Source organism: Vibrio sp. 10N.222.52.C3, from assembly GCF_041474195.1.
Lineage (GTDB): Bacteria > Pseudomonadota > Gammaproteobacteria > Enterobacterales > Vibrionaceae > Vibrio > Vibrio crassostreae_C.
In genome coordinates this window covers 1-25,915 of sequence record NZ_JBFRTQ010000093.1, presented here as the reverse complement: position 1 = coordinate 25,915, position 25,915 = coordinate 1, and the positions used below count along the sequence as shown (strand labels likewise).

Here is a 25,915-nt window from a genome sequence, read left to right as displayed (position 1 = left end):
AGAACAGCTGCGGCTATTGAAATGTTACTTAAAGGTACGCTTGCTCACTTTATCGAGTTTTTTCAATATTTTATCGATTCGTTCAGGGTGAACCATAAACTCTTGGAAACCTTTCATGCCTTCTTTTGCCATCGCAGGGTCGGTGTCTCGGTCATAGAATTGAGCCGTACCATCACTGGATGCCAACATCGCGACGCCTTTGTCTAAGAACGGGTCAGACTTCGCCTTAGCTTTGTTGTTGGTTGGGATCTGTAATAGCATCTCATTGATCAGCTGCTGGTTTTCAGCGCGAGCAACAAACTCTAGGAACTTACGAGCATCTTCTTTGTTTTTCGCTTTTGAAGGTATGTGCAGCGTATCCATTGGCGCATCTTCAGACATAGGAATACTTGGGTCGATCACCGGGAACTGGAAGAAATCCATCTTGCCATCTAACTCAGCAGGGAAGTTAGGCGTGATGAAGTTCCCCATCAGGTACATAGCCGCTTTACCGTTGTACAAGAAAGGTTGAGCTTCTTGCCATGAATAAGACGCGTGGTTTTCTAGGAAGTAACCAGGTTCAACTAACTCCGCCCAATTAGCGAAGGTTTTCTTCACTCGCTCATCAGAGTAAGGCACTTTGCCTTCCATTAACTGAATATGAAAATCCAAGCCGTTAGTACGCATGTTGATATAATCAAACCAACCAGCAGCAGTCCAAAGGTACTTGGTACCAATCGCAAACGGCGCTACACCATTTTCTTTAAGTGTTGCAGACGCAGATTTCAAATCTTCCCACGTTTTCGGCTCCGCAATTCCATATTGCTCAAAGATGTCTTTGCGGTAGTAGATACCCCATTGATAATACGTGTACGGCACACCAAACTGCTTGCCTTGTACTGTCATCGCAGGCGCGGCAGCCGCAAAGTCTTGCTTCATGTTGTTGTCAGCCCAAATATCACTGACATCCTCAAACAGGCCACGGTCAACAAAGGCTTTCATTCGGTTGCCCGCATACCAAAAAACCACATCCGGCGGGGAAGTGACCAACCAATTACGAATCGTTGTTTTATACGACTCGTGATCGTACAAGTTGTACTTCACCGTAATATCTGGGTTTTCTTTTTCAAAGCGGTTAATGATCTCACCCCACGCCTCTTTTGGCGCAGGATCAGAAGCATCTGAGTTGATAACGAGTGTCCCTGCAAACGATGTTGCAGACATGGAGGCAGCGAGCACTGCACTGGCAGCGATATGTTTCACGTATTTCATATTGAGGTCCTTGTTATGGAGCTAAGCTCTCTAAGTCCAATTCTTATTGTTTTATCTCGTAGGGTTGTTCGTGTTTTAGTTTCTCTTTAATGATTCATCCATTTGGGATATCGATAGCAATAACGATTTAAAGCCGTCGCTATTGCTAGATTCGTGTATCGATTCTTATCTCGTGATTTACCCTTTAGTCGCACCCAATGTCAGGCCTGCGATAAAGTGCTTTTGCATGGTAAAGAACAGCACTACCGGTGGGATAGCCGCGACCACTGCACCCGCCGACATAAACTGCCAAGACGCCAGCCATTGGCCTTGAAGTGAGCTCAAACCCGCAGTTACAGGACGAACGTCATCACTCTGAACCAGAACTAGAGCCCAGAAGAAATCGTTCCAAATAAAGGTAAACACCAATACGGCTAACGCCGCTAAAGCAGGGCGAACCAGAGGGAGTACGACATGCCAGAATATTTTCCATTCACTCACCCCTTCAACACGCGCTGCTTCGATCAGGGCATCAGGGATCCCGACAATAAAGTTACGCATGAACAAGGTACAAAAACCGGCTTGGAAAGCGATATGGAAAAAAATCAATGCCCAGTGAGTGTCGTATAAACCGAGTCCAATCGTTAAATCACGGACTGGAATCATCAAAATTTGGAACGGAACAAAGTTACCCGCGATAAACATCGCAAAAATCCACACATTGGCTTTGAAGTTGTATTTAGCCAAGGCATAACCAGCCAGCGTAGATAACGCCACGGCACCAGCAACCGCTGGCAATGTGATGATCAAACTATTGATGAGGTACTGCCCCATCGACGTCGAGGTAAATACTTGAGTGTAGTTTTCAATGAACTGAATCTCACTCGGCCAGCCCCAGTAGTTACCTTTGTTGATGTCTTCCATCGAACGAATCGAGGTCATCATTACGGCGATAAGTGGTAATAACCACATCACGATCGAGATAGGTAACGCGACTCGATAGCTGATATTAGTAAAGCGACCGGCTTTTTGAATTGGTTGCGGAAACATTATTTTTCACTCCTTAACATGCGCCACAAGAAGTAAGCGATATAGATATCCATAATCAGAAATAGCACCACAGAGACCGCTGCACCATAACCCATTCGATAGTTAAAAATAGACTCTTCATACATCTGGTACGCAAGTACTGTCGAGCTGCCCCAAGGGCCGCCTGCCGTCATGGTCGCCACTAAATCAAATGAACGCAGAGCACCAATCACGGTGACAACCACGGCGATAAAAGTCGCCGGTCTTAACTGTGGAAGCACCACATACCACAACATGCGCCACTTCTTTGCACCATCAAGTCGAGCCGCTTCTAACTGCTCAGGATCGAGGTTATTCAGCCCCGTTAAATATAAGATCATGCAATAAGAGATCTGAGGCCATAAGCCGGCAGCGATGATTCCATAGGTCACATAGTCTTCATCAGCAAGTATCGAAATTGGCTCGAAGCCAAGCGACCCGAGTGCAATATTGAAAAGGCCAAAAGAGGGGTCATAGAACCAAGCAAATACGAGGCCTACCACCACTTGAGAAATAACGAATGGGAAGAAAAACAGAGATTTTACGACACGAATGCCTTTCACTTGTTGGTTGAGGAAAAGGGCAATCGCCAAGCCACAGGGTGGCGCAAGCATAAAAAAGATCAACCAAAGGAAGTTATTCGTTAACGAAGTATAAAAAGCATCTGAGTCAAAAAGCTCACGGTAGTTCTCAAGCCCCACCCACTCCTTTTCACCTAATCCATCCCATTCAAAGAAGCTCAGCCAAATACTGTCCAATATGGGATAGATAACATAGAGAGAGAAGATAGCGATGGCTGGTGCCAAGAACAGCCAAGGCGAGACCTTGGAACTGATGCGCCTTTTCTTCTTCGCTGATGGGGTGCGATTTTCTGGGTATATCGTTTTCACAGATTGCTCCATTTCCCAAAACTCCTTGTATTAAAAGCTTGGTTTACTACTTGGTTAACTTCCATCTGAATTTATAAATCCCAATCAGTAGCTCAGCATTTATAATGATTACGTTCAAATATTAGGCTTATTGATAACATTACGCACAGTTATGTTTTATTTATGTAAACGTTTTCACAAAAATCAGTATAGATCGCGGGATTTATATGACAATGATCAATAAATCATGCGAGGCACCTAACAAATTTCTGATGAAAGCGTATGTTTTAAAGGCAAAGAGATGTAGTCCAACGAAGCAAGGAGAGAGCATGGCTGATATCAGCTTAAAAAAGGTCATCAAACGATATGGTGATATACAGACCATCCATGGTGTTGATCTAGAAATAAATAATGGCGAATTCGTCGTATTCGTTGGACCATCAGGTTGCGGAAAATCAACCCTCTTACGCTTAGTTGCTGGCTTAGAAGAAATCACTGAAGGCGAGATTCATATTGGAGACGATCTTGTTAACGATGTCGATCCTGCTGAGCGTGGTGTCGCGATGGTATTTCAATCCTACGCACTCTACCCACACATGACCGTGGAAGAAAACATGGGCTTTGGCCTGAAAATGAATGGCGTAGCGAAGGAAGTCGTTGAAAAGCAAGTCACCAGTGCGGCAAAGACGCTCCAACTAGAACCTTTATTGAAACGTAAACCAAAGGAGCTCTCGGGTGGGCAGCGTCAACGTGTAGCGATCGGCCGAGCAATAGTTCGCAACCCTCGCGTATTCTTATTCGATGAACCGCTCTCGAACCTCGATGCTGAACTTCGCGTCGATATGCGCTTACAAATCGCCAAATTGCACCAAGATCTGCAAAATACCATGATTTATGTCACGCACGATCAAGTCGAAGCCATGACGCTTGCAGACAAGATCGTGGTATTAAGAGATGGTCGTGTTGAACAAGTCGGTTCTCCACTCGATCTATACCACTCTCCACAAAATGAATTTGTGGCTGGCTTTATTGGCTCACCGAAAATGAATTTCTTACCGTGTGTTGTTAACAGCACCTCAGAAACGTACGCCCAACTCGCTGTTAACGGTGTCAGCCAAATTACCCTCCCCTTACCAAGTGATGGATTAAAAGAGGGACAAAGCATCACGCTGGGCATTCGACCTGAACATTTAGAGATTAACAGCGGCTCCGATATCACCATTGAATTTCAAAGTGAGGTGGTCGAGCGACTAGGGAACAGCACTTATATGTTTGGCCAGTCTTGTGGCGTGGATAGCTTTAAGGTGCACCTACCAGGAGACCAAGAGGTGACTCGATACCAATCGCTTGAACTGAGTTTCTCCTCAAAAGATTGCCACCTATTCGATGATCAAGGGCAACGAATTAACTAGACTTTAAAAACGGTAGAGCTAGCTCGATGTCGCTAGCTTTGCCACTTTTCAAACTCACTTTCCGTTCGTTTCAAGCAACCACTTGCTTCCATTCTGTTCCTCTAAATGTCTATGAAATCCCACTCAAAAATTTCATCACTCTCACTGAAATATTGGGTTATGAAGACTTATTCGAATTTTATTTATCCTTATTAGCCTTCCGGACATTAATTTGATAGTCGTTTACTAAATAATCGCTAAACTATAGTGTCGCCTACCCCTTTTTTGAGAAAACCTAAATGCCTAATGCTGATTCCACCCTAAATAAACGTATGGGAATCGTTGCGCTCACCTGGCCAATTTTTATCGAAGTTCTTTTAAGAACCGCACTCAACACCAGTGATGTATTCATGTTATCGGGATACTCGGACAAAGCCGTGTCTGCCGTTGGTGTTATTTCTCAGATATCCTTTTTCCTGATCATTGTCTCGACCATGGTCAGCAGTGGTACGGGTATTTTAATCGCGCAATACAATGGTGCCTCTCGCACTCAAGAGAGCGCTCACGTGGGCGTAGCGAGCATCATTCTGGCCATTATTGCCGGTGTGCTACTGAGTGTGATTGCCGTTCTTGTTGCTGAATATTTTATCCCGCTTTATCAACTCGAACCTCAAGTCGAACAGTACGCGCAAGAATACCTGTTCATCAGTGGTGCTCTCACCTTCAATGTAACCATAGGTGTGGTTCTCACCACTATTTTGCGCAGTCATGGCTATTCAAAGTCACCGATGGTGATCAACATGATTGCAGGCGTTATCAACGTATTCGGTAACTACTGCGCCTTATATCAACCTTTTGGTTTGCCAGTATACGGCGTGCAAGGGGTTGCGACCGCGACCGTCATTAGCCAAGTGATCGGGATGTTGATCTTGATTGGTGTGGTCAGAAGCAAAGGGATTGATCTACCAGTGAAGCAGTTTAAATCTGTGCCTAAAGCCATCTATCAAAAAATCATTAAGATCGGCTCGATGAACGCAGGAGAAGTGCTCTCTTATAACATGGCTCAGATCAGCATTACCTTCTTCGTGGTACAGATGGGCACATCTTCACTGGCTGCGTTTACTTACGCACAAAACATCGCTCGTCTCTCTTTTGCATTTGCACTGGCAATTGGTCAAGGCAGCCAAATCCAAACAGGCTATTACATTGGTAAGGGTTGGATCGACGAGATCACCAAGCGCGTGCAACGTTACTTTGTGGTTGGCTTTATCGCCTCAACTGCGATTACCTGCATGGTTTATGTGTTCCGTTTCGAAATTCTCGATCTGTTCACGCAAGATCCAGAGATCATTGCGCTAACGGCTGCACTGATTGCAGGTTCCATCATTCTTGAAGCTGGTCGAGTATTTAACCTGATCTTTATCTCTTGTCTAAAGGCTGCTGGCGACATTAAATTCCCGATCAAAATGGGCATTCTCAGCATGTGGGGCATTGGGGTTGCCATGAGCTATTTGCTTGGCGTGCATTGGGGTTATGGCGTATTGGGTGCTTGGATGGCAATCGCGATGGACGAATGGGTCCGTGGAATCATCATGGCCTATCGCTGGCGAGCTAAGAAATGGACTCGATTCTCTTTTTAGACTTTTTAGCCTTCCATTTATCTTCACAAGATCGAAAAACGCCGCTCCTATTTCCAAAGAGCGGCGTTTTCGTTTTTAATTACCCGAACTCATCTACGCGGTCGCAAGTGCTTTCTTTCGCTTTGCTAGTCGTCCAAAAATACCGAGCAACATAACAATGCCACACACGCCATAAACTTGCATGATGGTTGGATCGTCCGATACAAAACCCACATCCGAGAACATAACGTAAGCACCAAGCACCATGTAAAGAATAATAGCCGAAGCCTCGAAACGGAACTCCCAAGGTGTCACATCAATATTCTCATTGACTGGCATCACGTACTCAGATTCACGCGGCATAAAGTAACCAATGATGAACATCAACGCGGTACATACTACGAATAGAATCGCTAATTGATGTAGGAAGTGAATCGGTGTTTTAAATACTAGCTGCATTGCTGCGTATGAACTTACAAACACCACCAACGCCACTTTCGCCGCTACAGCGGGTACACGTTTAGATACATAGCCGACAAACACGATAGTAAAGATTGGCACACTGAAGAACCCCGCCACCATTTGAAGGTATTGGAAAAGACCTTCTGGTGCGTACATGATGAATGGTGCGATACATACCGAGATAATCGCAATCACAACACCAAAAATACGCCCTTTATCCACTAGCTCTTCGTCTGTTTTACCTTGTCCAAATAGCGGCTTATACACGTTCAACGCAAACAGAGTCGTTGAGCTGTTCAACACACCATTAAAGGTACTCAAAATCGCACCAAACATCACCGCAACGAAGAAACCCACCAGCGGCTTAGGCAAAACTTCATTAACTAAACGGGTGTACATGGTGTCTGGGTTGCCCGCATCAGCACCAAACATGTGGAAAGCGATGATGCCTGGAATGATCAAGAACAGCGGAGAGATAACCTTAATCGCACCGGCAAGGATTACACCTTTCTGACCTTCTTTCAGGTTTTTAGCACCTAATGCGCGTTGAATAATGGATTGATCAGTACCCCAGTAGTACAAGTTCACCAAAAGCAGACCAGTAAACAATGTTGAGAACGGCAGTGGATCGCTTTCTGTACCCACCGATTGAAGCTTCTCTGGCGCGGCATAAAGCAGAATATCTAAGCCAGCACCAAAGCTACCTTCGCCCAGTACCATCAAACCAAACACAGGGATCATCATGCCGCCAACAATCAAGCCTACGCCATTAATGGTATCTGCAATCACAACCGCTTTCAGGCCACCATAAATTGCGTAAAAGAAGCCAAGTAGACCAATCGTCGCCGAAATAAGCGCGATTGAGCTAAACTCTGAAATATTAAGCAGGGCCTGAACATCGAAGATTTCACCCAAAACAACGGCGCCCGCGTAAAGTGTGGTAGGCAAAATGTTGATCACGTATTGGCACAAGAAAAGTAACGTCACAAACTTCTTCACCGACATGTCGTAGCGGCTCTCTAAGAAATCAGGAATGGTGGTGATACCTTGTTTCAAATAACGAGGAACTAACATTAAAGCAATAATCACCAAGGTGACACCAGAAGCCACTTCCCAACCCATGACACTCATGTTGTGGGTGTAAGATTGTGCGCTCATGCCCACGAAACTGGTGGCACTCAAGTTCGTTAAGATAAGTGAGCTGGCAATTAAGCCACCGGTTAAGCTTCTTCCGCCAAGAAAGAAACCATCTTGTGAGGTGTTTTTGTCATTTTTCACTTTGTTGTAGGTAAACGCGACTACAAACCCAGTAAATAACAAAAATGACAACAGAACGGTAATAGACATTTTGTTTTCCTTAAGTTGAGTTATTGCGGCAGCAATACCTCGCTGCCGATTATAATTTTTATATTTAGATTTTTATTTGTAGGGGTACTCAGAGTCAGAGATTCACATCTTTTTTAGATGCACAATCAAGGCAGACTCTGGGTCGAGAATAGGTAAGGTCAATCCAATCTCTTTGAGGTTATCGCCGCTTAAAGTCAGAGTTTTATCTAACCATTGAGGGCGTTGCTTCATGAGTTGGAAACTGGTTTGTGGCATCTCCACTAACTTCACTTGATACAGCGCACTGTCTTCCACGCAGCTAATACGAAGTGGTGATGGCAGAGCGTATTCAGGCATGGCCAACTGACACACGGTGATCAGCATTTCATCATCATTCTGCACCCCATAGATGTTCTGGTTTTTGTCCGCGGGATCCATGCGGAAACTACGACCTGAGTGCAAAATATGGCGGAACTGCTTATGCAGAGAGATGTAGTGAGAGAAAGCTTGCTTCTCTTGTTGCGACTCTTTAACCGGGTCAAGTTCAACGCCCATGTGCCCCATCAAAGCGGTGACACCACGCATATTGATACTGTGACGACGATTGGTTGAATGGCACTCAGCAGGGCCAATGTGCGCACCCATAACTTCTGGTGGGAAGAAGTAGCTCATGCCTTTTTGAATGGCTTGTCGTTCCAATGCATCGTTACAATCGGATGCCCAGAATCGATGTGTTCTTTTAAGGATTTCAAAATCAATGCGACCACCGCCTGATGAGCAAGATTCAATCTCGACCTTAGGGTGTGCTTGATTCAGTTGATCAACGAGACGATACAAGGCTTGAGTTTGACCATGCACCGCCGCCTTACCTTGGTGGCCCGGCTGAACTAATTCACGGTTCATATCCCACTTAAAGTAACCGATATTGTACGTAGTCAGAAGCGTATCAAGGCGAGAGAACAAGTAGTCAAAACACGCTTCATTCTGCAAGTCTAAAACATACTGCCAACGACCAGAGGGTTGATGATAACCTTGCAAACCAAGCACCCAATCAGGGTGGTTACGGTATAGGTTTGAGTCTTGGCTGACCATCTCAGGTTCAACCCACAACCCGAACTCCATCCCCTGTTGGTTAACGTGTTCAATCACAGGTTCTAAGCCATTTGGGTATTTCACTTCATCGAGGTACCAATCGCCTAATGCCGTTCGTTCACCATCACGACCAATAAACCAACCATCATCAATAATGAATCGTTCAACACCCATCGCGCTGGCTTCCGTTGCCATCCGCATAATGTATTCCGGTTTATGGTCGAAGTAGATACCCTCCCAAGTATTCAAGTGCACTGGGCGAGGTTTATCGGTAGGGAATTGAATAATGTTGTCACGAACAAACTGCTGAAAACGTTGAGCAATACCGTTCAAACCAGAATTGCTGTAACAGCCATAGAGCCAAGGTGTCTGGTAAGTTGCCTCTGGTTCTAGAATCGATTCACCCGCTAGCAATAACTCTCCCGCTTGTACAAAGCGGCGGCCATCACTGCGAACATCAGCACGCATTTGGTGGTTACCACTCCAACCTAAATGGAAGCCCCACACCAAACCATTCTGTTCTGAGAAACCTTGCGTTCCTGCAAACATGCCAGGGAAGTTTTCATGTGAAGTACGGCCGCGACGGTTCTCTTGCATGAAGCCACCATGCTCAAAACGCTGACGTTGCGTTTGGAACTCATGACACCAACGACCATGGAACGTCATCAATTCATTGGCGTGGTTTGGCAGCGGCAACGTTGATGACAGCTTATTTAAATAGTATTTACTGCCCCCTTTGTTGGTTACTGTGATGCGCTTTTGAACCACATCCGATTCGTAATCCAGTTTAATTTCAACCGTCAATTCAAGCTTAGACACGGTGTCTTCTAGAACAAAAGTGGCTTGCTGAACCTGAGCTTCCACGCGGACGGTATTAAAAACGGGTGCCCAATCAAAACCATCACGATGCCCTTCTATTCCCGGCGCATTAAAATGACCGCTACCCAATTCAGGACAAAGAGAAAGCGGTACATCGACATCAAGGCGTGCTTGAGAGATCGGTCTCTCGGTTGATAACAAAAGATCTTCATCAATACTGGCGATCTTTGCGCCCCAGTGAAGAACCTCTGGAGTACGGCCCGATTTGATGATCAAACTGTGGTTTTTACTTGTTAGATGAATAAATTCGCTCATAGCCAATCTCATATTGTTTTCGTAAACATAAACTAAAATTAATAGTGAACTTGAAGACTGAAATTAGTACTAAAAAGGCTAAATAACGTGATCTAAAAACACTTATTCGTTGCTAAAATTTGCACAAGATCGACTGTTTCCGGAAACATATTTAATGTTTCAAATGACATTTTTTTGAAAGGGAGCAGAGTTTCATTTCGCTAAATTGAATAAGCTCATCGAACGACGGGAATATTCGATGGACGGTGTGATGAGTGTAACTTTTAAAGATGTGGCGAAGCTGGCTGGCGTATCGACTCAAACAGTATCAAGGGTGACGAACGGTTCGCAAGATGTCGCAGAATCCACTCGAAACAAAGTGAATGCTGCGATAAAGAAGCTTGGATATGTGCCCAATAAAGGGGCTCAAATGCTCAGCCGTTCCAAGTCCACCAGCATAGGGTTAGTGACGCTCGATATGGCACTGCATGGCGCCGCAATGATCGCTAACGGTGTACGAATGCAGGCTCACGATATGGGGTATGGCACCGCTTTTTCTGTAGTATCCGAACCGAACCTCACCAACACCCGCGAGGCTATTCGTGAACTGATGGCTCAACAGATCGACAGCATCATTCTCAATGTGCCTTTAAAGAGTGCAGACGCCGAATTGCTGGTAGAACAATATCAACACTTGAACCTCATCTTCATTGATGTCCCTTCTAACAGCCAAGTTAACTATATATGCGGCGATCACGCCGAGGGCGCAAAGCTGGCGGCTCAGCATCTTATTGAAAATGGTCGCTCTGAATACTTGTTGATCAGCGGGCCTAACGAATCCAGTGCCTCACAAATCCGTCTTCAGAGTTGGTTGGGTGTGCTATCAGATGCAAACTGTCAGGTACAGTTTCAACATCAAGGAAACTGGCAAGCGGAAAGTGGCTACCTTGGCATTCGAGACGCCGTTGCGAAACAAATCCCATTTGATGCTGTGTTGGTCGCCAGTGATCAAATGGCATTAGGGGTTTTACGCGCACTGCAAGAACTGCAGATTCCAGTCCCTGACAAGGTTGCGGTCGTCGGCTTTGATGGCATCGAGGACAGTGCGTTTTTTAATCCACCACTGACCACCATCAAACAAGACTTCACCACGATTGGTCGACAAGCTGTGGTACTTGCAGAGAAGCTCAACGCTAACTCACAAGATGCTTTACTGCAGCACCATATCGAAACTGCATTACTCCCAAGAGAAAGCAGCCAACCTAAGGTGACGGCTCACTATGAAAAACAAGAGATCGAGCAACTGCTGAAAAGAATTCAGACCCTTTTGCCAGAATCGACATAAAAGAAAAAGCGCTAGGGGGAGCTAGCGCTTTAAGACCAACTAAGTCCGTTTAGCCTGGTAGTTTTTTAAGCTATATCATGAGGATATAACCAATTTTTTTACTTAAGTAAATCAAAAAGCCTATTCTTTACGACTGCCTTGAGTCGTAAATTAAGTATAGTCGGGTTCTTATAATAAACCGGATTTTTCTAAAATTAATTCATATGAATTTGACGATTAACCGACACAATAAACTATTCGGAAATCACAGATGAGATCGCATTAGTAATCAACTTTCTAAGTAGTTTATTTTTATCATCTAAATGCTTTGCCTTTCTATAAACAAGCTGGATATCAAAATCTGGAACATCAATAGGTGGCTTCACCGCTAGTAAGGTTTCTTCACTATCAATATCCTTGCGCGCGACTAGCTTGGGGACAATACACAATAGTTCTCTGCCACGAATGAGTCGTTTAACAGTTAAAAAGTTACTGGAAGATATCGCGACTTTCCGGCTTAAACCGAGTTCACCTAAACGAGTGTCCACTCCCGTCTTTAAAGCCCCTGCAGGGGAAACAAGCGCGTGCTCGACAGCAACAAATTGTTCTAGCGACATCGGCTCCTCAATGGATAGAACCGATTGATCAAGTAAACAAACATGTCGCTCCGTATACAAATGCTTTGTTCGATATTGCTTTGGTACCTCACCAAAGCTGCCTATCGTCATATCAAGCTTGGCATCGTCAAAGACTTGCTGGTAGTTACTCCGGTTTACATTGAACAACGCTACTTGGGAATAAGGAGAGGATTGCTTAATCAGGTCAAACAATATTGGAGCGAACATCTGCTCGGCATAATCAGTGAGACCAATCTTCCAAGTCCCTTTATAAGTCTCTGCATCAAACGATTTAGATAACAGAACTTCAGACTGGATGGTATTCAGTAGCGCGTCCACGGTACTTGATAGTTCAATGGCTCGGTCGGTTGCCTCCATCTTGCTACCCACCCGCTCAAACAGAGGATCATCAAACAACTTTCGAAGTCGTTGAAGGCTATGACTCATTGCAGACTGACTGACATAACAGCGCTCAGCCGCTTTACTTACACTGTTCGTTTTGTATAACGCTTGCAGAGCTATCAATAAGTTAAGATCGATACCTTTCCAGTTAAAATCAGCCATCCAGAAGAACCTATTTCATTAATAGTTATAATTAAAACAATTAATTTGAATCATAGTGCAAGTCACCATAAATTACGCTAAACATTTATCTGGAATCGATCATGCTTTCAATTTTTAAAACATTTTTCTGGCTTGGCTGGATTAGCTTTGGTGGGCCAGCTGCGCACATTGGCTACTTCCGTAAAACCTTTGTTGAGAAGCTTAATTGGCTATCTGATGAAGAGTACGGGCAAATTGTCGCGCTTAGTCAATTTCTACCCGGCCCAGGTTCAAGCCAAGTTGGCTTTGCGGTTGGCTACAAAAGAGGTGGCTTAACGGGTGCGATTGCTGCGTTTATCGGCTTTACTTCCCCGTCTGTCATCTTAATGTTGATATTAGCTTTGGTGAGCAATCAACTATTGGAAGCACCTCTGTTTAATTCAATCATTCACGGTTTGAAGCTACTCGCAGTGGTGGTGGTTGCTGATGCCACATTTGGCATGTACAAAAACTTTTGCCAATCAAAGATAGCAACAGCACTGTGTGTGATCACCGCGATTGTTCTGCTTTTAATTCCTGGGATCTGGCCTCAGGTATTAGTTCTATTGTTTGCTGCTATGGTTGGCAGTAAGTTCTTAACCTCACACGAATTAAAAACAGTACCTTCGACGCACAAGATATCGTTAACACCACTCGTGATTTTCGTTGCTTTACTGGTTGGTCTGCCTCTATTCAGTGCATACTCTCAAGGTATTGAAGTATTTGGTCTGTTCTATCAAGCTGGCAGCTTAGTATTCGGTGGCGGTCATGTGGTACTTCCATTGTTGCAGAATGGTATTAGTGACCAACTATCCCAAGATGCGTTCCTAACGGGCTATGCTGCAGCACAGGCTGTACCTGGTCCTATGTTTACCTTAGCGACATACCTAGGCTATGTATTAATGCCATCGGCACCGATCACAGGCGCACTACTCGCAACGATTGCTGTGTTCTTACCGGGCTTCTTATTACTACTCGGTGTGTTGAAAAACTGGCAGGCGATTGCAAGCAAACCTTTAGTGGCTGGCGCTCTTACTGGTGTGAATGCGGCGGTTGTCGGTTTATTGTTGGCAGCGCTATATCAACCGATCTTCACAAGCGCAGTAAGCAGCGGCATAGACTTCGCTCTGATCATTGTTGGTGTGTGGTTATTGAAAACAATTAAGATGCCGATTGTAGGTTTAGTGGGTACCTTTATCGCCGCTGGTGCGATGCTTAACTATTTATAATTAAGCACTTAGATACCCAACTTTAGATACTAAACTGAGTTACAAATAATAGCCCCTGATCAGGAAACTCATCAGGGGCTATCTTATTTAGAATGACTTAACTTGATAGGGCGTTATATCGGGGTGCTGGCTTTCATTTCCCTTACCTCTGCCAACGCTCTATTTAGGTTCTCATTAGCAATTTTGTAGTAAGACGGCTTTTTATCGATCGCTTGTTGAAGATAAGGAATCGCTTCATCAGGTCGACCTTGGAGAATTAAAAAATACCCGACATTATTCAACGCTTCGGGAGCATCCATATGACGCATAAAAACGTTGATCGCCTTTTTCACATCGCCGGAAGCTAAGTAAATAAGGGCAAGGTTATTCTGAGCTTTCTCATTGTTAGGCTCAATCTCTAACGCCGAACGAGTGTATTGATACGCTTCTTTGTAGTTGCCATACATGTAATGGGAGTAGCCCATGTTCAACAAGGCTTTTACTGAGGTTTTATCGATAGTGAGCGACTTTTTAAAATACTCTTGAGCTATTTGATGCTTACCTTCAACATCCTCCAATACCCCAATTCCCATATAAGCGAGTGCTGGCGACATGCTATCCACCTTCAAGCCAGCAACTTCACTTTGGCTTAACGCTTGGTAATTTTTAGTCGTTTCACTGCTTTTCAAGCGAACTTGGTCTGAATTAATCGCTTTAAAGAAATAACTCCGTCCTTCATCTGTACGACGTTGTTTGGTGTATAGAACGCCTAACTGCTCCAAAACTTCAGTGTGAGCGGGGTTAAAATCTAGCGCTGCAAGGTAAGCTTTCTCGGCCAACGCATAGTTACCGCGAGACGAATGTATTTGGCCAATAGTGAACAGAGTTTTATCGTGAAACTCTTTTTCAGGGAAAGACAAAGAGCGTATGTATTCATACAACGCCAAGTCTATATTGTTGTCTCGCAGAGCAATGTCACCGCGCATAATTGCTTCTTTTTCATTTAGCGGTGGATCATCACTAGTCAAACTATCGATTGGTTTACCCGAATACAATTCGGCATCAAATTGGTTGGTTGGTTCGTCAGAAGATGCACAACCAAGTAGCAAAATGGGCAATAGTAGTAGAAGAAACTTATTGTATAACATCATAAACTTGCTCCCGGCGCACTTAATGCGTCCATTACGATCAAGAGTCCAGGGCCAAGTGCAACAATGAAAAAACAAGGCCAAATAAATATCAACATGGGGAATAACATTTTAGTCGGTATTTTCGCCGCGATTTCTTCAGCGGCTTGCTGACGCTTATCTCTAAAATCTTCAGTATAGTCACGGAGCGTTTGCGCTAAACTTCCGCCCATTCTCGATGCATGAGAAAGCAAAGAAACCAAGCCTTCCAATTCAACTAAACCAGTTCGTTCGATAAGCTGCCTAAGCGCATCAGGCATAGTGACGCCCGCTTGAATTTTAGCAAACACAGTCTCTAGTTCATCCGCAAGTTCCGGCTGAGAGACATAGAGCTCTGATGCAACACGTCCAAGAGCTGCATTAAAGCCCAATCCGGACTCAGTACATACAACAAGAAGATCAAGCGCATCAGGGACGCCGTTTCTGATTTTTTTCTGACGCTCTTTTTGCAGCTTACTTAGAATAATATTAGGTGTGAATGTGCCAAGAAAAACACAGGTCATGATGAGTAATTTATTATACTCTCCGCCTAACGCTATGTAATAAACCATAAAGCCCGCGACGATACCTATTAAGCTAGATAAAACCTTCAACGCATAGAAAACCGATAACGAGCTCTTCTCATGAAACCCTGCATGCATCAACTTTTCTGAGTAAGTTTCATTATCTTTTTTATTACCTTTACTTATAAAAGGGCTTAATGATTCTAACGTATTCGAGAAGTCGTATGGTTTTCTGCCGGTAGGTGCCCCATCTTCTGATATCTGTCTCAGTTTTTTGTCCAAGGGAGAACGAGCTCCTAAAAAAAGAAATCCAAGCGTTAGCGTTAACAACACTGTTGTAAGCAAAATCATCGAATAGATAACCATCTGAGAGCTAACTCCAAAGTCTGCTAACATCTGCTTCCAAACTTCAATATTTAATAATTCCATAGGTTATATCTCTATGCTGATGATCTTTTTAATCCACAAGGCTCCGATAGCCAAAAGAACAATACCGACACTCACCATGGATAGGCCGCGGGGATCTTTATAGAGTGGCTCGATATACTCAGGACTAGCGACCCTTAATGCGAAAAACAAACCAAAAGGAGATAACGTTAAGATCCATGCTGATAAACGACTTTCAGCAGAGAGCGTTCTGACTTTCCTTTCCAGTTTAAAACGTGCTCTAAGTACTTCAGATACCTTTTGCAGATTCTCAGAGAGGTTACCCCCAGTCTCTTTTTGCAACATTACAGCACTAGAAAATGCCAACATTGAGACGGTTGGTACTCGTTCTGTCATTTGTAGAATCGCCAAACGTAAGTCATAACCATAATTAAGCAGGTTATAGGTATTTTTAAATTCAACACCGATTGGATCTGGAAGTTCTTCGCCAACCTCGTTAAATGATTGAACGAGGGGTTGTCCTGCTTGTAATGCACGTCGAATAATATCTAAAGCCTCAGGAAGCTGTTCTTCAAATCGAGCCATTCGGTAGGTCACTCGATTTTGCACAAATAGATAGGCGATAACCCAAACAAAAATGAATGCCGCGACAGTAAGGAACCATACTTGGTTGGTCATTATCGATATCAATGAGAGTATTACGGCGCAAAGAGAAACAACAAGTAAGAACCGGCTTAACGTCACTTTCATACCGGCAAGTTCCAACATTTTTTTCAAGCCAGCGAAGAAAGGAATAACGATGAGCTTACGATCCAGCGGAGAAAGCTCTTTGTTATAGTGTTCCTTAAGTAATGACAAACTCTCTGCATCGATATTACGCTGCGTTTCTTTTAAGCGGCGAGACAACTCTTTATGTTTCGCTTTCTTACCGGCAGCAGGTAATAACAACGCCTGTGAAATAAAAAGTACTGCGATAAATAATAGGGCTAATGAAACGCTTACATTGTCCATATTCCCTCCTTAACCTTTGGTCTCACTAAAGAGCTCGAAAGGCAGGTCGAGTCCACGTTTGACTAACTGGTCATGGTATTGAGGCACAACCCCCGTTGCTGTGAAATAACCGATAATATTGCCGTCTTCATCAATACCTTTACGCTGAAAACGGAATATTTCCGACATCGTAATCACCTCACCTTCCATGCCGTTGATCTCTTGGATACTCACCATACGACGCTTACCATCTTCTTGTCGCTCCATCTGTACGACGAGGTGGATAGCCGAAGCAATTTGAGCTCGTAAGTTTTTGGTTGATATGTTCCACCCTGCCATCGAGAACATGTTTTCAACACGACTCAAGGCATCACGGGGGGTATTCGCGTGAATGGTAGCCAGTGAACCATCATGACCCGTATTCATCGCCGCTAGCATGTCAACGGCTTCGCTACCACGCACCTCCCCAACCACGATTCGGTCTGGTCGCATACGCAAGGTATTTTTAACCAATTCGCGCTGGCTGATTTCTCCCTTCCCTTCTAGGTTAGCAGGGCGGGTTTCGAGACGAATAACATGTGGTTGTTGCAGTTGTAATTCTGCCGAGTCTTCTATGGTAATAATTCGCTGGTCTCGCGGAATGAAACCAGAAAAGATATTCAGTGTGGTTGTTTTCCCTGACCCCGTCCCTCCTGAAATCAAGATATTCAGCTCACCTTTCACGGCAGCCTCCACAAATTTAGCCATCTGAGGCGAGACTGAGTCGTAACCAATTAAGTTATCCATGGTCAGACGATCGACAGCAAAACGACGGATCGAAACGGAAGGGCCATCGAGTGCGAGAGGCGGGATAATCGCATTAACACGGGAACCATCAACTAAGCGGGCATCTACCATAGGTGATGCTTCATCGATACGACGACCAACCTGACTGACGATACGGTCAATAATGTTTCTTAAATGGCGATCATCAAGAAAAGTATAGGGCGTTTTTTCGAGTTTACCCCGTCGCTCCACATAAACACTTTTAGGGCCGTTGACCAATATATCCGATACAGTTTGATCAGCTAATAAGGGCTCCAACGGACCAAGACCAAAAACTTCATCTTCTATCTGTTTGATGACCCGCTTACGACCTTCTGCGCTGAGTGCATGACTACCATCATCAGCCATCAACTGAACGATAGCTTCATGCAAATCTAGCTTGGCGCGCTCTTTCTCCAAGCTAGAAAGTAACCCTAAGTCTAACGTTTCAAGCAACTGCTTGTGAAAGAAGTGTTTGATTGATAATTCTTGCTCCAGTACTTTTCGAGCTTCATCGATCGCTTTCTCCTTTTCAACGCTCGCTTCTGTCCGAGAGTGACTGGACGTCTCAACACTTGATAAACGTTCAACAGGATTGGCATCTTCTGAATCATGCGAAATCTGTTCTACTTTTTTTTCAAACTCTGGATTTACATTTTTTCGTTTAAAGAACATCACAATCCCTCGTGTTTACTTTTCATCAACTCATTATGAAAACAACTTTTTCAGCCACCCTTTCTCTTCCTGCTCCGGTGGTGAAAGAACATGAGATAAGTCGATGATAGAGCGAGTAATAGAGCTTTTTTTTCTCGACTGAACTAACGGCTGCCCCAAGTTGGCACTCTCTAGCGCGACTTTAAAATCATTTGGCATAAGGTGTATGTCGTGGTTACCCACTGCTTGCTCAATGTCTTTCAACTTAATTGAATGTCGCTTTTCATAACGGTTGAGAATGACCTCTATTGAGTCACTTTGTAAGCCGTACTCAAACTTCAGAGATTTAATTAGTCGGCTTGTGTTTTTTACTGACACTAAGCTCTGTTGCAAAACCAAAAGTACTTTAGTCGCGGGTGATATTGCTGATGCAAATACGTGATCTAAGCCTCTAGACAGGTCAATGATCACATAAGGGTAGAAACGACGCAGAATTGGAAGTAATCTGCCAATTTTCTGAGCCTGCTCGAAATCATCAGCGTTATTTTCATGTTTAAAGCTTAGAACATGGAGACCTGATTCGTGTTTATTTACCAAAGATCCCAAAGACATTTCATCCAAATCATTAGAACTGTTGATCGCATCAGAAACGCTATAAGTCGGAACTATGTTCAAATAGTCTGGAATCACGCCAAACTGGAGATCGATATCAAGTAAAAGAACTTCATTAGGATGTTGAGTCGCCATCTCAATGGCAGTATTTAAAGCCAAGGTAGTTGCCCCCATCCCTCCTTTGGTATTCAAAAACAAGATAAACTCTCCGTAACTGGAGTTCTCAAGTTTTTCGGAAGCGGTTTTCTTCAATAATGGAAGTAAGTCCGATAGAGTCACATTATGAGACAAAAAATCTGATGCCCCTAAACGAAGTGCTATTTTTAGTGATCCGTTATCACTTTCATCACCAAGCACAACTAAAGACAAATCCTTGTCTTCTAAAGACAAATCATACCCTTGCAACTCAACCATTTTTTGAGCCCAATTCCCATTAGCTTCAACGAAAATAAGCTCTGGGACATCTGCACTTTTTAGGTATTCCTCACTCATTGCCGCAAGAGAAAACGACGTTACATGAACATTTCGGCATTTTTTTAGTTCTTTACTCATATGCGAATGAAAGCCGTCAGTACTGTAGACTAACCAAACCTTTAGATTCGTTCTTAAACGCGTCATATCTTTATCGTTTTCATTCGGCGTTATTTTGATCGCTTCCCCCATACCGCTACTCCCGTAATAAATAACTTATGGACACCGATTCCTTTTTTCAGAGTCCGCCCTAACCACACCTAAGCTTTCAGCTGGTAATATTGTTTCAAACGCAGGGGCAGCAAGAAATCCATTCACTCCTAGAAAGCTTAGGTTACTGATTAACTGAATGCCATAACCCGTAGCCCTAGCACGCACAAACTTAATGGTGCCAAAGTTCGCTTCAAAATCAGAAGCAACCTCTCCCCCGCTCGCGTCTAAGTAAGCCACTTCTAAGTTCGCATTAGTAAATCCAACAAGAGGAATATCATCCACCACCATTCCTGCAATATTGTCTCTATCTAGGACGTAACATACCGTCGCTAACCGAGCCGCCTTCCTAGTCGCTTCACTAACCATTTGTAGCGAAAATATATAGGCACCCAACGCTAAAATGAGAAAGAGAAGTAGAAAAATTAGCGATGAGACCAGAGTGAACTCAATAATGGCCAGCCCTTCAATTCGTCTTTTAAGCCTTGTCATCACAGCACCCTCATCACTGAAGTCACACTTAATGGAACAGCAAAACTCTCATTCGAAAAAGGAATAGACAAGAAAAGTGGAACATAATCATACGTCACACTAACTCGTACATAACTGTCGCCTGAAGGCGGGGTTACCGTCACATCCGATGTCGTCAATGAAGATAGTACAGCTGTCCCCGCGCTGTTCTGACCATAGACCACGACATTCTGAATTTCAGACGTCGATGCGATGGTTCCACCAATGGTTCCATATACTTCACTAACCGCATAACGAGCGCCATTTTGTACTGACTTCGATATCACATTGTAGTGAACCAGAACATTGCCAAGCTCTAGAACTAAAACTAGAAAAAACAATAAGACGGGAGTCACAATGACCATCTCTACAGCAACAAACCCCTGTTGAAATTGATTAGATTGCTTCATGATCAAGACTCCCCACTATTGGGGTCCTTATACAAAACAATCTTATAAGTCCCTTCCGTTGTCGACGTTGTACTACCAGAACCACCAGCAACACTGCAAGAGTGGATAAACTCACCAAAAACGGCGGGTGTACCTGAGTTATTAGTTGGTGCTTTTTGCAACAAGAAAAAACAGCCAATTTTGTTTACGGTAAAGTCGGTTGCACCACCACTTTTACCTGAGCAATCAACCATAGGAATCGGTAAAATTCTTCGCCAAGCCACACCATTAGATGCACACCCTGAACCTCCGCTTGCTATACAGGCGTTAGTCTCTGACTCATATTGAGCGTAGGTATAACTTCCGTCAGAGTCGATCTCTCCCGTACCGGCATCAATCGTTATTTCGTTGGTAGGTTCTGTGGTTACATAATCTGAAGGATAATCTGATGCAGATAAGCCACCACCATAATCACCAAAACGAGTATTCAGGCCATCGCCTGTGGGACCAACCGTGCCACCTGGTTTAGTGGTTATATTGTCACCAATCGCTACAGGATAACTATAATTCCCACCTAAGCCCTCTTTGACGGTTTTACCACCAGAGCCAAAGTCTAATAGGTGATAATTACCATTACCCATTTCAGATAGTTTGTTATCCCCTACCTTAAGAGCATGAACGGTACCGACCTCATAACCAAACACATTGGTTATTACCTCACCGGTGTCATCGTGAAAACCATCTTCAGGATCAATATCGTTATCCGAAGTGCCATCACCAATACATACGCCAATGGGTACAACGTTATTAACGACTTCTTGCCCTGAGCTTGGCCCAGCAACGGCACTTGCCGATACTGCCTTATCAAGACCAAACATATGAATGAAAAATTCATCCATCTCTAGTGCATCCACGCGAACTCGCACATAAACATCATCACTTGCACCGAACGTCGCCGTGCCAGTAAAATCCTGTGGGTCATTCGAATAATCAATGCTTATAGAAGCGGTCGAAAAATCAATTTCTTGGTTCCCTGTTGAAGCCGCCATAGCATTGAGCGCCGTACCGACTTCCGCGTCTACCGCGTCTTTATCTTTGCTATTGTCTAATATGGTTGCGGCAGCCAGCGCTGCAGAATCAACTGCATTTTGTAAGCGCGTTTTATTTACAACCATATGGTTTATGTCTATAGCTAGCGCTGAGACAGCTAGAAAAACCAACAAGGCAGCAGTAATCATCACCACAACTAAGCCTTGTTGCTTTTTAGGGCTTTGTGATACTCGATACAACATATGAGTACCTCCAGATTTAGTTAAAATCTTCTAAGATCTGGCTACTACTTCCGGACAGTTCGTTTTCACCTCTGCCAACATATCTGTCGTAACCAGTCTGCATCCGCTCCCCTGTACCATCAGGTACTTCGAGTAAATTCTCTTGGGTAGCATTAGGGTTATACGTTTGCTCTGTTTTCACTAGTGCTACCGAATGCCCTAAACGAGCATCGTTCGCACAGCCAACTAATAACATTGCGAGAAAGATCATCATTATTTTAGTCATATCTATCCCCTTATAAATCATGCCCAAATGAGCCTTCGCTACCACCATCGGTCGGTGATATATCCTGTGAAGCTTGAGATTGCTCTGAATCAGATTCAGACGGTTCAGCTATGTAAGCGCCTCGGCCCAATAAGTAATACTCCAAGTCATTAGGGTCAACAAAAGCATCAGTTGGCAGTGTTACTTTACTTCTATCCACCGGTTTGGCGAGTCGAGGCGTAACAAGAATGACCAACTCTGTTTCACCAGACACATATTCTTGGCTATTGAAAAGCTGACCTAAAATCGGCACATCGCCAAAGCCTGGCATCTTGTTACTGATGTCCCTAACATTCTCACTCAACAACCCCGCAATACCGATGGTCTGACCGTCGGCTAACTCAAGCGTCGATGACGCACTTCTTCGTGTAATTGGAGGGATAAAGTAAGTCGCATTGGTAGTACCAGGATCAATCGTTAACGAGCTACTATTGGCAATTTCACTCACATCAACCGCTAAGTTTAGGTTGATTTTTTTGTCACTGAGTACCGTTGGGATGAACTTTAAACCCACACCATACTCTTTGTACTCAATCGTAATACCATCCTCATCAGGCACTGGAATTGGAAACTCCCCACCAGCTAAAAACTCAGCCTTAGAACCACTTAATGCGGTTAAGTTCGGTTCAGCCAATACCTTAGCGACCCCGTTTTGTTTTGCTACGTCCAGTGCGAAAGTAAACAATGTATTACTATCAATGAAAGAACCTAAAATGCCGTAATCGGTAGAGGTAGGAATATTGAAAATTGGGGTTGCACCTAACACACCAGCAGGGACTGAAGACGCCCCCCAAGAAAAGTCAGACCCACTGGTTTGGAAGAAGTGGAAGTTTGCATCAAACTTTCTCACCAAGCTTCTTTGCACCTCGGCAACCGTCACCTCTAACATGACTTGTTGAGCCCCGCCAATGGACATCAAATTGATAACACCGGTAGCAGCGGCTTGCTCGCTACCACTTTCATTTGATTTGTCAGCGGTTTGCCCAGATGAATACGTTTCTGCAATTCGCATCGCGACATTCATTTGTTGTTGATTACTCACCTGACCACTCAACAACAAACGATTCTGTGCGCTGTGGACTTCGATAGTTTCATCTGGAAGGAACTCATATAATTTAGCTTTGAGGCTATTAAGATCATGAGTAACCTCAATGTTAATAGACTCAATTAACCGACCTCGAGAGTCCCAAGCCATTAGGTTTGTCGCACCTAATTTTTTACCAATTAAAAACACTTCATTTGATTTTAAAATTACAATATCTAAAACTTCAGGATCACCAAGAGAAACCTTCGCCGCTTTTCCCGACAGCACGACATGCGTAGATTTATGATGTGGAACCGTGACTGTTTTTCCCGTTTGTAACGCCGCAACACTGGCCGTCGAAATACAAATCAGGCTCAAAACACACGCAATTAATATTCTCATATTTCACCTCAATCCTTGACGCGCACATTAGATGTTTCTGTACCTTTGATAATGGTGACACTTGGTCTAGGCACATATCGACGAACCACTTTTTTCTCAACTTCATGTGGGTTTCTCAAAGTCAGCTGAATATCGCCCTTGCTTTTAGCCGTGAGAAGTTTCTCTGCCTCTTTCGGCGTCATCTCAAGTGTTACCGCTCGTACAATAATTGGACTGTTTTCATTCGTCTTAGCCGTTTGGTCGACAGCCAAAACCTTGATGTCTTTTAATACTGTTTGAGTCGTGGCAGAATTTTTTCCGTAAGAAACGGTATTGAGAATATCAACCTTGTTACCCGGTAATAAGAAACCCGCCACACCAATAACATCATCAACACGTATCGTTACCGCACGTTTATTTTCAGGGATAAGAGCTGCAAGCGTTGACCCTTCTCCTGGTACAGTAAATCGTAACTTGTGAAGCACCTCTCCCGCATAGACAGTATTCGCAACAACCTTGCCAATCAGCTCTGCTTTATCCGAATAGTTATTTTCATTAATCCAATCAACTTCCATCAACCTGGTGGTTAAAAACTGATCCTCGATAATGGTTCCGGCTTCAATTTCTTGTGATGCGACAACAACGGGGTGACGCTCGACCGTTTCAACTTCAACGGTTGGCTGAACTTGATCATCCATCCACTGCTTAGCAAAAAATACAGCCGCTAAGCCGAATACTACGGACAGTAAAAACAGTAGGAAAACTTGACTCTTATTCATTATTCTCTTCCTCGTGTCCATCAGAGGTAAAATAGACTTCCCATGCCATGGAAAGAATATCGAATGTGATAACAGGTGGGAGTTGCTCAAACGAAAGAATGTCTTTGCTTATACCAACGAGATCTTTCGGCAAACAGGGGAAAAGTGGCACCTTAAGAAGCGTGTGCATTTGAGACAAACGCTCAAAGAAACCATCTTGAAGCTCCATCTCTTTTTCAGCGACGACGCTCATCCATAAAGCTTCATAATCTCGCTGATTCAGCGGCTTGAATTCAATTTTGTAACCTAAACGACGTAGAAATGCAGGGTCGCTTATTTTCTTGGGATTTAGATTGGTAGAAAAAGCTAGCGTTAGAACAAATGGCATCGTTATCTGCTGACCATTGGGCAACGACAAATAGTCGAATGAGTACTCCATAGGAACAATCCAACGGTTAAGAAGTGCATCCACCGGCATGGGCTGACGACCCAGGTCATCAATGATAAAAATCCCATTGTTTGCCATCATTTGTACAGGCGCTAACCAAACGCGACTGTTCTCTGAATGATTAACCTCGAGCATATCCATAGTCAGTTCTCCCCCAACCTGGATATTTGGTCTTTCACAATTAAGCCAACGCTTGTCGTATTGATCTTTGAGGGAGATACTTTGATCGCTGCCGTTACTATCCAGCGGTTTATGATGCTGTGCAGAAAACACCTTAATGATATTGCCCAACGCATAAACGGCATAAGGAATGAAAACCGACGTATGCAGCGCATTGACAATGCGCGACGCTACAAATGTTTTACCCGTCCCCGCATGCCCATACAGTAATAAGGCACGCCCCGAATTAATTGCAGGCCCCAATACCGAAATCATTTTATCGACACCATATACATCATCCAGAGCAGCTTCGACATGTGGCCGAGTCACTAACTCTGCTCTCAGGTCTTGCTGTTTGACCACATCACTATATTGAGCAAGCGAAACTGGAGCAGGACCTAAATACGCATCTCGTTTAAAAGCTAGATCAGCATCTTCAAGCCCTTTCTCAGAAAGAGAATAGCGGACGTGACTATGAGATGCTGATGAGAGAGAAAGATTGTTGGTTGGTTGAAAAACTTCAATCAATGACTTTTTTCTCAACACAGCCAACGCACTTTCAACAATATGTGTCACAACACACAAGTAGTTAGAGAGCTCTAAAACATCCGACTTCGGATAAGCTGACAGGTGCTTCAACACAAGGTTTTCAATAACGACCTCAGGAACACCTAGCATATCAATAGATGTTGGTACGGTTGGAGCAGATATTTGAGGTTTTAATGTTGTTGGATCAGTATGTCCTATAATATCCATATATTATTCCTCTCCATTAGAACTAGCCAACAACACTTTTAAGTAAAATAACTATACATCGCTAAACCGATAACAACAGAAGGTGCAAAAGGCATCGTTATTTTTTCTTTATATCTAGTATTTACTTGATTATTGGTTGGATTCAAATTCAACGTTCCCCCTTGAAGCCCTAAAC

General features: G+C 43.9%; 22 protein-coding genes and 1 pseudogene. 4 read left to right on the top strand and 19 right to left on the bottom strand.

The window, feature by feature from the left end; translation table 11 throughout:
- Positions 1 to 24: 24 nt before the first annotated feature.
- The 3 genes from AB4517_RS15295 to AB4517_RS15285 all read right to left on the bottom strand — a co-directional run bounded on the left by AB4517_RS15295 (position 25) and on the right by AB4517_RS15285 (position 3,200).
- Entirely contained in the window at positions 25 to 1,251 is a 1,227-nt protein-coding gene (locus AB4517_RS15295) for an ABC transporter substrate-binding protein (protein WP_050619979.1), read from the bottom strand.
- A gap of 177 nt (positions 1,252 to 1,428) precedes the next feature.
- On the bottom strand, positions 1,429 to 2,280 hold the full coding sequence (locus AB4517_RS15290) for a carbohydrate ABC transporter permease (protein WP_050644910.1): 852 nt from the start codon (positions 2,278 to 2,280) through the stop codon (positions 1,429 to 1,431).
- Positions 2,280 to 3,200: a carbohydrate ABC transporter permease gene (locus AB4517_RS15285; protein ID WP_050619981.1), complete on the bottom strand. Its 921-nt coding sequence runs from the start codon at positions 3,198 to 3,200 to the stop codon at positions 2,280 to 2,282. The genes AB4517_RS15290 and AB4517_RS15285 overlap by 1 nt, the downstream gene beginning before the upstream one ends.
- 296 nt (positions 3,201 to 3,496) lie before the next feature.
- Here AB4517_RS15285 and AB4517_RS15280 point away from each other — a divergent pair, with 296 nt between their 5' ends.
- The gene (locus AB4517_RS15280) at positions 3,497 to 4,579 is read left to right on the top strand and encodes an ABC transporter ATP-binding protein (protein WP_372128703.1); all 1,083 of its coding nucleotides are present in this window, start codon (positions 3,497 to 3,499) and stop codon (positions 4,577 to 4,579) included.
- 278 nt (positions 4,580 to 4,857) lie between these two features.
- Positions 4,858 to 6,198, top strand: coding sequence for an MATE family efflux transporter (locus AB4517_RS15275; protein WP_372128705.1), 1,341 nt, complete (start codon positions 4,858 to 4,860; stop codon positions 6,196 to 6,198).
- Between the two features lie 93 nt (positions 6,199 to 6,291).
- Here the strand turns inward: AB4517_RS15275 and AB4517_RS15270 are convergent, their stop codons facing one another.
- Entirely contained in the window at positions 6,292 to 7,986 is a 1,695-nt protein-coding gene (locus AB4517_RS15270) for a solute:sodium symporter family transporter (RefSeq protein ID WP_372128707.1), read from the bottom strand.
- Between the two features lie 102 nt (positions 7,987 to 8,088).
- Positions 8,089 to 10,191, bottom strand: a complete 2,103-nt coding sequence (locus tag AB4517_RS15265) for an alpha-galactosidase (protein ID WP_372130980.1) — start codon at positions 10,189 to 10,191, stop codon at positions 8,089 to 8,091.
- 250 nt (positions 10,192 to 10,441) lie between these two features.
- Between AB4517_RS15265 and AB4517_RS15260 the strand changes: the two genes are divergently transcribed.
- Entirely contained in the window at positions 10,442 to 11,515 is a 1,074-nt protein-coding gene (locus tag AB4517_RS15260; RefSeq protein WP_372130978.1) for a LacI family DNA-binding transcriptional regulator, read from the top strand.
- A 233-nt stretch (positions 11,516 to 11,748) separates the two neighbouring features.
- Here AB4517_RS15260 and AB4517_RS15255 read toward each other — a convergent pair whose 3' ends face one another.
- Positions 11,749 to 12,675 (bottom strand): LysR family transcriptional regulator, encoded by a 927-nt coding sequence (locus AB4517_RS15255; RefSeq protein WP_372148570.1) that lies wholly within the window; start codon positions 12,673 to 12,675, stop codon positions 11,749 to 11,751.
- A 101-nt stretch (positions 12,676 to 12,776) separates the two neighbouring features.
- On the opposite strand from AB4517_RS15255, the gene chrA reads away from it, so the two are divergent.
- Positions 12,777 to 13,922, top strand: a complete 1,146-nt coding sequence (gene chrA / locus AB4517_RS15250) for a chromate efflux transporter (protein ID WP_372148569.1) — start codon at positions 12,777 to 12,779, stop codon at positions 13,920 to 13,922.
- Between the two features lie 113 nt (positions 13,923 to 14,035).
- Here chrA and AB4517_RS15245 read toward each other — a convergent pair whose 3' ends face one another.
- The 13 genes and pseudogenes from AB4517_RS15245 to AB4517_RS15185 all read right to left on the bottom strand — a co-directional run.
- Positions 14,036 to 15,052: a tetratricopeptide repeat protein gene (locus AB4517_RS15245; protein ID WP_372125721.1), complete on the bottom strand. Its 1,017-nt coding sequence runs from the start codon at positions 15,050 to 15,052 to the stop codon at positions 14,036 to 14,038.
- Positions 15,049 to 16,020, bottom strand: coding sequence for a type II secretion system F family protein (locus AB4517_RS15240; RefSeq protein ID WP_123301045.1), 972 nt, complete (start codon positions 16,018 to 16,020; stop codon positions 15,049 to 15,051). Before AB4517_RS15240 ends, AB4517_RS15245 begins: the two co-directional genes overlap by 4 nt.
- Positions 16,021 to 16,023: 3 nt before the next feature.
- Positions 16,024 to 16,989 carry a type II secretion system F family protein gene (locus AB4517_RS15235; RefSeq protein WP_017080030.1) on the bottom strand — a complete coding sequence of 322 codons (966 nt, stop codon included), beginning with the start codon at positions 16,987 to 16,989 and terminating at the stop codon, positions 16,024 to 16,026.
- A 9-nt stretch (positions 16,990 to 16,998) separates the two neighbouring features.
- Positions 16,999 to 18,447, bottom strand: coding sequence for a CpaF family protein (locus AB4517_RS15230; protein ID WP_004734450.1), 1,449 nt, complete (start codon positions 18,445 to 18,447; stop codon positions 16,999 to 17,001).
- A 33-nt stretch (positions 18,448 to 18,480) separates the two neighbouring features.
- Complete coding sequence (locus AB4517_RS15225) at positions 18,481 to 19,701, bottom strand: AAA family ATPase (RefSeq protein ID WP_102398355.1); 1,221 nt, start codon at positions 19,699 to 19,701, stop codon at positions 18,481 to 18,483.
- 24 nt (positions 19,702 to 19,725) lie between these two features.
- The gene (locus AB4517_RS15220) at positions 19,726 to 20,211 is read right to left on the bottom strand and encodes a TadE/TadG family type IV pilus assembly protein (protein WP_029222738.1); all 486 of its coding nucleotides are present in this window, start codon (positions 20,209 to 20,211) and stop codon (positions 19,726 to 19,728) included.
- Entirely contained in the window at positions 20,211 to 20,639 is a 429-nt protein-coding gene (locus AB4517_RS15215) for a TadE/TadG family type IV pilus assembly protein (protein WP_372148567.1), read from the bottom strand. Before AB4517_RS15215 ends, AB4517_RS15220 begins: the two co-directional genes overlap by 1 nt.
- Before the next feature lie 2 nt (positions 20,640 to 20,641).
- A complete protein-coding gene (locus AB4517_RS15210) occupies positions 20,642 to 21,910 on the bottom strand; it encodes a TadE/TadG family type IV pilus assembly protein (RefSeq protein ID WP_017080026.1) in 1,269 nt (422 codons plus the stop codon).
- Between the two features lie 16 nt (positions 21,911 to 21,926).
- Positions 21,927 to 22,223 carry a hypothetical protein gene (locus AB4517_RS15205; protein WP_017080025.1) on the bottom strand — a complete coding sequence of 99 codons (297 nt, stop codon included), beginning with the start codon at positions 22,221 to 22,223 and terminating at the stop codon, positions 21,927 to 21,929.
- A complete protein-coding gene (locus tag AB4517_RS15200; RefSeq protein WP_372125727.1) occupies positions 22,186 to 23,640 on the bottom strand; it encodes a type II and III secretion system protein family protein in 1,455 nt (484 codons plus the stop codon). The genes AB4517_RS15205 and AB4517_RS15200 overlap by 38 nt, the downstream gene beginning before the upstream one ends.
- 8 nt (positions 23,641 to 23,648) lie before the next feature.
- Entirely contained in the window at positions 23,649 to 24,398 is a 750-nt protein-coding gene (gene cpaB, locus AB4517_RS15195; RefSeq protein WP_136973751.1) for a Flp pilus assembly protein CpaB, read from the bottom strand.
- A complete protein-coding gene (locus tag AB4517_RS15190; RefSeq protein ID WP_372125730.1) occupies positions 24,391 to 25,740 on the bottom strand; it encodes an AAA family ATPase in 1,350 nt (449 codons plus the stop codon). Before AB4517_RS15190 ends, cpaB begins: the two co-directional genes overlap by 8 nt.
- Before the next feature lie 38 nt (positions 25,741 to 25,778).
- Positions 25,779 to 25,915 (bottom strand): annotated as a pseudogene (locus tag AB4517_RS15185) (prepilin peptidase); the annotation flags it as partial.